The sequence below is a fragment of the Clostridium luticellarii genome (assembly GCF_002995845.1).
Taxonomy (GTDB): Bacteria; Bacillota; Clostridia; order Clostridiales; family Clostridiaceae; genus Clostridium_B; species Clostridium_B luticellarii.
The window spans coordinates 1-10,220 of sequence record NZ_PVXP01000095.1 but is presented as its reverse complement, the minus strand read 5'-3'; the positions used below and the strand labels follow the sequence as shown (position 1 = coordinate 10,220).

General features: G+C 29.3%; 8 protein-coding genes and 1 CRISPR repeat array. All 8 genes read left to right on the top strand.

Features of this window, described 5'->3' with window-relative positions; translation table 11 throughout:
• Positions 1-63 precede the first annotated feature (63 nt).
• Genes CLLU_RS17070 through cas2 form a run of 8 tightly spaced genes read left to right on the top strand, consistent with a single transcriptional unit; the run spans position 64 to position 8,277 of the window.
• Positions 64-762, top strand: a complete 699-nt coding sequence (locus CLLU_RS17070) for a CRISPR-associated endoribonuclease Cas6 (RefSeq protein ID WP_106010973.1) — start codon at positions 64-66, stop codon at positions 760-762.
• A 9-nt stretch (positions 763-771) separates the two neighbouring features.
• On the top strand, positions 772-2,508 hold the full coding sequence (locus CLLU_RS17065) for a hypothetical protein (protein WP_106010972.1): 1,737 nt from the start codon (positions 772-774) through the stop codon (positions 2,506-2,508).
• A 1-nt stretch (position 2,509) separates the two neighbouring features.
• Complete coding sequence (cas7i, locus tag CLLU_RS17060) at positions 2,510-3,439, top strand: type I-B CRISPR-associated protein Cas7/Cst2/DevR (RefSeq protein WP_106010971.1); 930 nt, start codon at positions 2,510-2,512, stop codon at positions 3,437-3,439.
• A 1-nt stretch (position 3,440) separates the two neighbouring features.
• Entirely contained in the window at positions 3,441-4,148 is a 708-nt protein-coding gene (gene cas5 / locus CLLU_RS17055; RefSeq protein ID WP_106010970.1) for a CRISPR-associated protein Cas5, read from the top strand.
• Positions 4,149-4,164: 16 nt separating this feature from the next.
• A complete protein-coding gene (locus CLLU_RS17050; protein WP_106010969.1) occupies positions 4,165-6,414 on the top strand; it encodes a CRISPR-associated helicase/endonuclease Cas3 in 2,250 nt (749 codons plus the stop codon).
• Between the two features lie 32 nt (positions 6,415-6,446).
• On the top strand, positions 6,447-6,941 hold the full coding sequence (gene cas4, locus CLLU_RS17045; protein WP_106010968.1) for a CRISPR-associated protein Cas4: 495 nt from the start codon (positions 6,447-6,449) through the stop codon (positions 6,939-6,941).
• Positions 6,942-6,967: 26 nt separating this feature from the next.
• A complete protein-coding gene (gene cas1b, locus CLLU_RS17040) occupies positions 6,968-7,972 on the top strand; it encodes a type I-B CRISPR-associated endonuclease Cas1b (RefSeq protein ID WP_106010967.1) in 1,005 nt (334 codons plus the stop codon).
• 20 nt (positions 7,973-7,992) lie between these two features.
• Positions 7,993-8,277: a CRISPR-associated endonuclease Cas2 gene (gene cas2, locus CLLU_RS17035; protein ID WP_106010966.1), complete on the top strand. Its 285-nt coding sequence runs from the start codon at positions 7,993-7,995 to the stop codon at positions 8,275-8,277.
• Positions 8,278-8,454: 177 nt separating this feature from the next.
• Positions 8,455-9,871: direct repeats of the CRISPR family, unit length 30 nt; unit sequence GCTGAACCTTAACATGAGATGTATTTAAAT.
• Between the last annotated feature and the right edge of the window lie 349 nt (positions 9,872-10,220).

Sequence of the window (10,220 nt, the reverse complement as noted above, 5' to 3'; positions counted from 1 at the left end):
TAATAATATATTGCTATATTTAGAAAATAAAGACATTTAACTTACTGAAAAAGAGGGATGATCTTGGAATATTATGATATAAAGGTAATAGTACTTTTGAAGAAAAATATGAAATTTACAGACAGCAGTGAAATTATAGGCAAAAATATAAGTTCTGCTATGTTAAAAAGTGAATATTTGATGAAATACCATAAGGAAAAAAACTATAAATATGTATTTGGAAATTTTACTCCTGTAGAAAAAGATGGAATATATAAAGAGGGGAGGTTATATATATTTGAATTGAGAACTTTTGATGAAAAATTTTTAAATCATATAAATAAATGTCTAAAGGATTATGAAAGTGATACTATTAAAGTCATTACTTTGAATATAAAAACAGTGAAACAAAGGAAAATTAAGTTTATTAGAACTATAAATCCGGCAATAGTAACAACTGAAGATAATAAACCCTGGATTAAGAAAGATGATTTACTTTTGTTAGTTAGGCGTATTCATGAAAATGCCGCAAAGAAGTATAAAAGATTTTTTAATATGGATATTGGAGAAACAGAGGATTATTTTATTGAAAAATTAAAGATATTAAATAGAAAACCAATGTCTTATAAGTATAAGGGCATACACTTGTTGGGAAATAAATATTTAATTAAAGTAAATGAAGATGAAAAGTCTCAAAAATTGGCGTTTGTAACGTTAGGAGCAGGATTAGCGGAGAAAAATTCAATACTGGGAGCTGGATATTGTGAAGCGGATTGGAGGTGAATATAAAATTTGAATACTAAAAAATTTGTTAAAAGAGATGTCTTTTGCAATAATGGATTGATTAATTTAAAAATGTTTTTAGATAAATATTTTAAAGATTTAAATTGTAAATTGTATCGAAATAGTTTAATAATTGGAATTCCTGAAAATCAAGAACAAAAATATTTCAATGATATATTTAAAAAATTTATAGATAAAAATAAAATAGTATTTAAAACTAAAAATGACAGACTTTATTGGAATAAAGATGATAAACGTTTTATGTATGAAAAAAAATACGATATTAAAGCAAAGACATCTCCTAATGATGTTAAATATTTATACAAGTATATAACTCCAAGTGAAATAGGAATAAGAACGGAAAAGTTTTTTGATGAATATATTGAATTTGCAGAAAAAAATGGATTTAGTGAATCAACAGTTAAATCTCATACCAAATTTTTTAAAAGTGGAAATAGCTTTAAAAAGGAGAACAAGTGCACTATTCCAGTATTTATGACACAAGATGAAACTGTCCAAAGCTATATTGATTATTGTGTAAAAGGTGACAGGCTTAAATTTGATTCAAAGATACATCAATTTGAGGACGGCGGATATTGCTTCAAAGATATGCTTTCGAAAAAGGATAAAACCATAGATAAATGGGATGCACTTGTTTACTGGTTTGGTGTGAGGGTAAAGAGATATTACAATTTTAATTATTTTATCTATTACAATTCAACGGATTTGTTGGCACTTCAGGATTTAAAGACAAAGATACCCATAAATGAGGATAAAATTAGAATATCAGATAAGAAGAAAAATATAAAGGAACTTTTAACTAATGTGAACTTTATTAAGCAGCTTTCTTATGATGATATAGATAATACGAATTTTTATATATCAAGCAGTATTGCTGAGTTTCAGTTGAAATTTTTAATGTATATTACATCATGTATATATCATCTTGATGAAGATTATAAAGATTTGGATGAAGATGAAGTTACGAGACGGAAAAAAGAGATATTCAATAATTTGAAAAAAGCTAGTTTTGTATCGTATACACAAGATGGAGATATGAAATCAAGTCTTGATGAGTACTGCCGATCTTATAGGATGATTAGATTTCTAAATAGTCTTATGGATGAAAAGTATTTGGAAACTACATTATTCAAGTACCTTTCTGATCTTATTACTTCAATAAATTTATCTAAAAATACTGAGGAAAAGATAAATTTGAATATCGAAAGATTTTCCAGAAATATTTTAAAATTTGCCGATTTAAGAAAAGTTTATTATGATGTTTCTTTTAAAACATTTATTAATAATAAAAGAGGTTTAGGTTCAGCACTATATTGCTTTGAAAGTATATATTTGAAAGAGATAGGAAGAGGTGAACACGTTATGAAATTACATGAGATATCAAAAAGAATTGGTGATGGCATAGGAATTTATGCTTCTAATTTAAATAGTGTTAATAAAGATGGTAAAAATCTATTATTTAGGCTTAGGAATATTAAAAATAAAAATCAGATGATTTCTTATTTTAAGGATCTGGAGTTTGTTATTTTGAGAAATGAAGAAGTTGGTAAATACACTAAACAAATTAATAATAATTTAGAAGAATTATTTGATTTGCTGGAAAGTGATGAAGTAGAAAATGGAGATTGGGAGGTAATAAGAGATTACATAGCTATATATGCTATCAGTAAATATAAATCTATAAATAGTGCTAAAGAATTACAAAAATCAAAGGGAGGAAAATAGAATGTTTTATAATATTTCATATATTTCAAAAGTTAATTTGGCATCATTAAATGGCAGCGAGAGTATGGGAGGAAATATAACTCCCATTAAGAAAATTACTGATAACGAAGGAAAGGAATATGCCTATATATCAGGTCAGGCACAGAGAAGATATTTAAAAGATACTCTTATGCAGTTAGGTGAGAGAATATCTGCAGTTGATGAAAATGGTGAGCCAAATTTCCTTGAACTGAAGGATAAAATAATTGAAGGTAAAAAATTTAAAAATAAAAAATTGATGTACGAGAACTTTTGTGACTTGGATTTGTTTGGTTATATGTTTCCCAATAGTGGGAGAAGATGGTCCCCGGTTAAAGTTTCACCTATGATGTCAATTCATCCATATAAAGGAGAATATGATTATTTGACAAGGAAACAATTAGTTGAAGAAGGAAGTGCGAAAAAAGGAAATATTGTTCAAATAGAAATAGATACCCTAAATTATATGCGTGGAAATATAATTATTGACGTAGATAGGGTGGGCAATGATATAAATGAATATACTTATGAGGTAACTCCCATGCTTACTGAGGAAGAAAAGAATATTAGAATAAATAAACTTATAGATGCTGTAAGATTTTTTAACGGAGGTGCTAAGCAGGCAAGAAATTTAGAGGATATTTCACCTAAATTTGCAGTTTTGACAAAGCAGAAAACGGGTAACCCATTTCTGTTGAATAGTATACATATAAATGATAAAAATGAATTGGACATTAAAAGTATTGTTGAAGAAATAATAGATAATAAAGCTGTTTTAGATGGGGTGAGAATGGGAATTTCAAAAAATATTTTTAAAAATGAAGATGAAATTAAAAAATATGTTGAAGAAGAAAATATAGAAATAGGGAGTATAACAGAAGCATTCAATTTCTTAAAAACAGGAGCTGAATAAAATGCATATTGTAAGATTTAAAGTAGAAGGAGTATTTAATTCGTTTAGAATACCCTTCTTTAGAACTTACCACAAAACTTTTCTTGCACCACCTAAAACTACTGTAATTGGAATGATAACCAATATAATGGGAAAATCGGAAAATTTTTTTTATAATATTTTAAATCAGAATAAGATAAAGGTTTCTGTTGTGATAGATTCTATAAAGGGGAAGGCAAAGGATCTTTGGACATATAAAACTTTTGGCAATAAGAATCATGGCAGGAGCATTATAAGAAGAGATAGGCTTTTTAATGCCAAATATACCATATATTTTATGACTGATGATAAAGAATTGAGTGAAGAAATATATGATTCTCTGTTGTATCCTAAATCAATTCCATCTCTTGGTCTTGATGATGAAATTGTGAAAATATATGATGTGGCCTATGATTTGGATTTTGATGAAAACAGTACTGAAATTGTTAATTCTGTTTTTATGGACAGAGGGTATGAATACCAGGCTAAAGTAGATGATTTTTCAAATATGATGGAGATACCAACAGCTAATGTAGTTCCTTTAAAGTATGAAATTAAAGAAAATAAGAGTAAAAGATCCGAGAGAACTGGCACAGATTTATGTAAACAGATAGAATTTTTGAACTGTTATGTTGAAATAAAAGGTGTTAAAAGCTATATATGTGAAAATAACAAATTAATTTTTTATTGATTGGATTTGATGTATAATGGTTGATTTTGTTGTGGCTAAAAAGAGAAAAGATGGTGCTACACAGAATTTAAATGAGCATACTTCTGCTGTTATAAAAGAAGCACTAAAACTAATAAATAACAATGAACTGGGAAAAGTTTGCTGCGAAATTGGATGGGAAAAAAATAAAATTGAAGATCTGATCTTCTTTTGTGCATATTTTCATGATGTAGGTAAAGCTACCTATCAGTTTAAGGAAACTATAGAACATGAGACTAAAAGTTACCATTCATTTTATTCAGCTGATTTAATGGCTAAGATAAAAAGTTTTAATTTGTATGGCATAAATTTACTTATGCTTTGTGTAATGACACACCATAGTATTTTTAATCAGAACAGTAAATTTAAAAGTGCAGGCAATAGTAAGGAACTTAAATTTGAGTTTCTTGATTGTGCGAAAGAATTTTTTTATGGATATAAAAATGCTTATGAAAAATATATGAACAGAAAGTGCAGCTATACTTTTGAATATGAAGAAATTCCTCTAAAGAAAATGGGAAGTAGGATTAGATGTATATATAGGTGTGTAGAAGGAACGGAAGAAGATGTAGGGGAAATAAATTATAAAAAATTGAGATTGGTATATTCCTATGTTTTAGGCATATTGAACCTGGCGGATTGGATAGCTTCTGCCAAATTCAATGAAACTATGCCCAAAATAGAATTCGATAATTTAATAGATAAAAGTGAGCTATGTAAAAGATTGGCAAAATCAATAGACATTCCAGAATTCAGGCCTAAAAATTTTCAAGATGAACTTTCAAATTTTAAAGGAAGTGTACTAGTTGAAATTCCGACAGGAGAAGGGAAAACTGAAGGTTCATTTTTATGGGGTATAAAGAATTTAAAAGGCAGAAATGGCAAGATTATATATACATTGCCCACTCAAACTACTTCGAATAAGCTTTATGAAAGAGCTGCAGAGGTGTTTTCTAATGATAATACCGGCCTTGTGCATGGAGCATCTAAAATGTTTCTAGAAAAGCAATATGAAGAAGAGCATGGAGAAATTGACGATGAATGTGAAAGTAATATTTTATTCAGCAAAACGTTTAATAAGAATTTTACAGTGTCCACAATAGATAGTTTGTTTAAATATTTTCTGAATACAGGCAGATATAATATTGCTATGTTGAATTTTATGAAATCAGTAGTGATAATAGATGAAGTTCATTCTTATGACTTTAAAATGATGGGATTTATAAAAAGATTTTTAGAAATTTGTCAGTATTACAAAGTACCCGTCTGTATTATGAGTGCGTCCATACCTGATAAAACAAAAAAATTAATAGGTATAGATAAAATGCCAGTTGTTACTGATTCAAAACTATTTTCTCAAAAAGCAAATTATATACACAAAATAGATGATTCCTTGGATAATAATTTAAATGATATTATTGATAAATATAATAAAGGGAAAAATATTTTAATAGTAAGAAATAATATAAGAGATTCAATAGAAACATTTTTGAGCCTAAAAAAGAAAATAGGAAATATAGTTTTATATAATTCTCAATTTAAAAAAATGGATAGAGTAACGAAGGAAAGTCAAATATGTAATAAATTGGACAATAAGGAGCATTTTATTTTAGTAGCTACTCAGGTTGTTGAAATATCTCTTGATATAGATTTTGATGTTATGTATACAGATAATGCACCTATAGATTCTTTGATTCAAAGGTTTGGCAGGGTGAATAGAAGAAAGAATCCTGATAAATTGGGTGAAATATTTATATTCAAAAATATAAATGAAAAACCCTATTATTATAAAGTACTTGAATTAACATATGAAACTATAGAAGAAGGTCTGTTTACATTGGCAAAATATAATGAATGGCTGAATATTGTGTATGATAAATTATACAGTGATAAAAAAATTGAAGATGAGATTCAAAGTAAGTTTAGAGATGGATATAATATGATTGATAAAGTTATAGAAAAGCTCCATGGCATAGAGCAGAGTCAGGATGTTTATGATATAAGAGATATTGAATTTCCTAAGGAAGATTTTATTTTACAGAAAGATTACGATGAGGGCAATCTTAAGTATGATTACACAGTTTCACTGCCGGCTTATTTTGCTGATCCAAAACTGGGACTGGGACATTTAATTGACCCAGAATTTGAAAAAACTTATTATCGTATTCTTAATTTTTCATATGACTATGATGTTGGAGTTAAAATTCCACTAAATGGTAAATTAGATTTGTTTGTTGGGGATGATTAAAATTTGTTTATATAATTACGGGGTGATTCAGCATGAAAATAAACGGTACGCTCATAAATTATTATTTTCACTGCAAGAGGCAGTGCTGGCTTCATGGAAGCAGGATCAACATGGAGGACAATAGTGAGGATGTTCACATAGGAAAGATAATTCATGAATTAAAATCCGAAGGAAAAAAGAATGCAGAAATATCCATAGACAATGTGAAAATAGATAAAATCACAAAAGATTATCTGGTAGAGATAAAAAAATCTGATGCAGATATAGAAGCGGTGAAGTGGCAGGTGTTGTTCTATCTCAGCTTGTTGAAAAGCAAGGGAATTAATAGAGAGGGAAAAATTGAATTTCAGGAAAAAAATAAGCAGGATAAAAAGATAATATATGTAAGTCTTACAGAGGAAAATGAAATGAAGCTAAAAGAGCTGAGTTCAAATATGGAAAAATTGTTTGAAGAGGACATGCCTCCTAAAGTTAAAAAAGTAAAAGGATGCAGGAAGTGTGCCTATTATGAATACTGTTATATTTAGAATAGATTGTAGGAGGGTGAAATTTCATGGCCAACGGCACTAAGTATTTGATGAGTATGGGTGAACTCAAGAGAAAAGATAATTCTGTTTTATTTCACAATGAAAAGGGAAATTTTTATTTGCCTATAGAATCCACAAGGGAAATATACTGCATGAATGAAATCACGGTAAACAGCAAGTTCCTTGATTTTGCTGCAAAGGCAGGGATAGTAATTCACTTTTTCAATTATTATGGATACTACAGTGGCAGCTTTTATCCTAAAGAAACCCTGGTAAGCGGCAAAGTTACCATAAAACAAGTAGAAGCATTTTTAAATAACAGAAACAAAATAGCAAAAACTTTTGTCCAGGGAATAGCTGACAATATATGTGAAGTGCTTTATCATTACTACAGACATGATAAAAAGGAAGTGTATGATACCGTTGAATGGATAAGAGAAAGGGTTCCCGAATATATGGAAGATGATAATCTCGGCATAAAACAGATATTGAGAATTGAAGGTGAAATATGGCAGAGATTTTATGAGAATTTCAAATATATTCTTCCTGAGGATTTTATACTCAATAAAAGAGTGAAAAGGCCGCCGGACAACCCTATAAATGCGCTTATATCCTTTGGAAATTCCATCTTATATTCAAAGACCGTATCTCAGATTTACAATACCCATTTGAATCAGACCATAAGCTATCTGCATGAGCCTTCCGAAGGTAGATTTTCCTTAAGCCTTGATTTGTCTGAAGTTTTCAAACCTGCTATAGTTTACAGGACAATTTTTGAACTTGTAAATACGAAACAGATTCAGGTGGGCAGGCATTTTGATAAAAAGTACAATTACTGTCTTTTAAATGAAGAAGGAAAGAAAATGTTTGTACAAGCTATTGAACAGAGATTTGAAAGTGTTTTTGATCATAAAAAACTCAAGAGAAAGATAAGCTACAAGACAGCTATAAGATTGGATGGATACAAGCTTATAAAATATTTGGTGGAAGGCGAGAATTTTAGACCTTTCAGCTTAAAGCATATGATGTAAGAATTGGGGGGCAGTGCTTTATGGCGAAAAATTTTAATTTCAATTACGCCTTTGTATTTTATGATGTAAATGAAAAAAGGGTGAACAAGATATTTAAAATATGTAAGAAATATTTTCATCACCATCAAAATTCTGTTTTCAGGGGAGCTATAACTCCTTCGAAATTGATAAAATTGAAAAGTGAATTGAACAAAATCGTGGAGGGAACAGATTTTGTAACAATAATAAAACTTATAAATGACAGCTGTTTTGATGAAGAAACTTTAGGAGTAAATGTAAATAATACCGAAAATCTGATACTCTGATTTTTCCAACCAAGTTGAATTTTAAAAGTGTTTCAATGTGTTGAATTGAAATGGATTGAGGCACTTTTTTTATTTTCTTTTAAAAAAATAAAAATGACTGGAAAACTTTTAAGAAAATGCTTTATTTATGCGGTTTTAAGGCATATAATAAAAATAGAGAATGGCTATTTTACATTAGCTGAACCTTAACATGAGATGTATTTAAATATTGGAACGTGAGACTATAGCTGAAAGGATCAGAGAGCTGAACCTTAACATGAGATGTATTTAAATAGCTATTTATACTATAACTAATACAATAATGAATAGGGCTGAACCTTAACATGAGATGTATTTAAATTTGACTACATGGTATTTAGCTGTGAAGTCTCCCAGTTGCTGAACCTTAACATGAGATGTATTTAAATCCCCTTTAAATTTATTTGAATATTCTGTTAAACATAGCTGAACCTTAACATGAGATGTATTTAAATAGCTCGATAGGGAAACGGGCAGGGTGGCATGGGTTAGCTGAACCTTAACATGAGATGTATTTAAATAAAGCACTAAATCCGATACTTTCCATTAATTCAGCGCTGAACCTTAACATGAGATGTATTTAAATATTAATTTCAAATAAGTTTTACCACCATGCTTTACGCTGAACCTTAACATGAGATGTATTTAAATCCTCTATCTAATACTTAAGGCTGTTCCTTGCTTAATGCTGAACCTTAACATGAGATGTATTTAAATGGCGTACATGTGCAACTATAGCCCACAAAAGAGGTAGCTGAACCTTAACATGAGATGTATTTAAATGTCCATTGAAAGAACTTGATTAAGATAGTTTTCCTAGCTGAACCTTAACATGAGATGTATTTAAATCTGAAATATAGCTATTTCCCCATGCGCTAGCATACGCTGAACCTTAACATGAGATGTATTTAAATTAGTCTTTATATATGACTGTTTGTTTTCCTTTATTTAGCTGAACCTTAACATGAGATGTATTTAAATTCTTTAAACTCCAAACATCTTTCTAATATGTCTTTAGCTGAACCTTAACATGAGATGTATTTAAATTTCCTGGACTGACAAACTTTAATGCTTTTCCGCCTATGCTGAACCTTAACATGAGATGTATTTAAATAAATTTGAAGAAATGTACAGAATGGGGAAGATTACAGCTGAACCTTAACATGAGATGTATTTAAATTCATTTAAATTTTTTAATGTTTGCATAAATAAGTTTGCTGAACCTTAACATGAGATGTATTTAAATTACAATAGAAAATAGTCAGAAAGGTACCTGGTTTATGCTGAACCTTAACATGAGATGTATTTAAATAGATAGTGCCAAAGGCGGAGCACAATTGATCATACGGCTGAACCTTAACATGAGATGTATTTAAATAAGATATAGTGAGGTCTTATAAGTTCCATTACCGCAGCTGAACCTTAACATGAGATGTATTTAAATAGCCTGTAAACTGCATAACTTCGAAAGGTCTTTGCTGCTGAACCTTAACATGAGATGTATTTAAATTTAAACTGATGTTTATCTCCATTAAATCTAACGTAAGCTGAACCTTAACATGAGATGTATTTAAATCCTGCACCCGAGGATTTTGATTTTAAAGTGCAGAATGCTGAACCTCGATATAAGAGATTAGTTAAAAAATGTTTTAGGACTGTATTAAATTTTATGTCGTCGACCCTGAATAGAGTAAAAATTACCGGAGGTCGACGATTTTTACGTCTGCAGTTAATTAGCAGCATGAGATTGGTTTTTTGAAATTCTTCTAAAGATTTTCCTGAATATTGTAATTTTGGACGTAAGCGTCAAACAAGAAAGTGGATGGAAAGTGTTCAAAAAATGTGAGATAATCTTCTAAAATAAGTTTTAAAGTTTTTCAAGTTAGCTTTAAAAACTTTAAAAAGGAAGGTTTTATATGGATGTA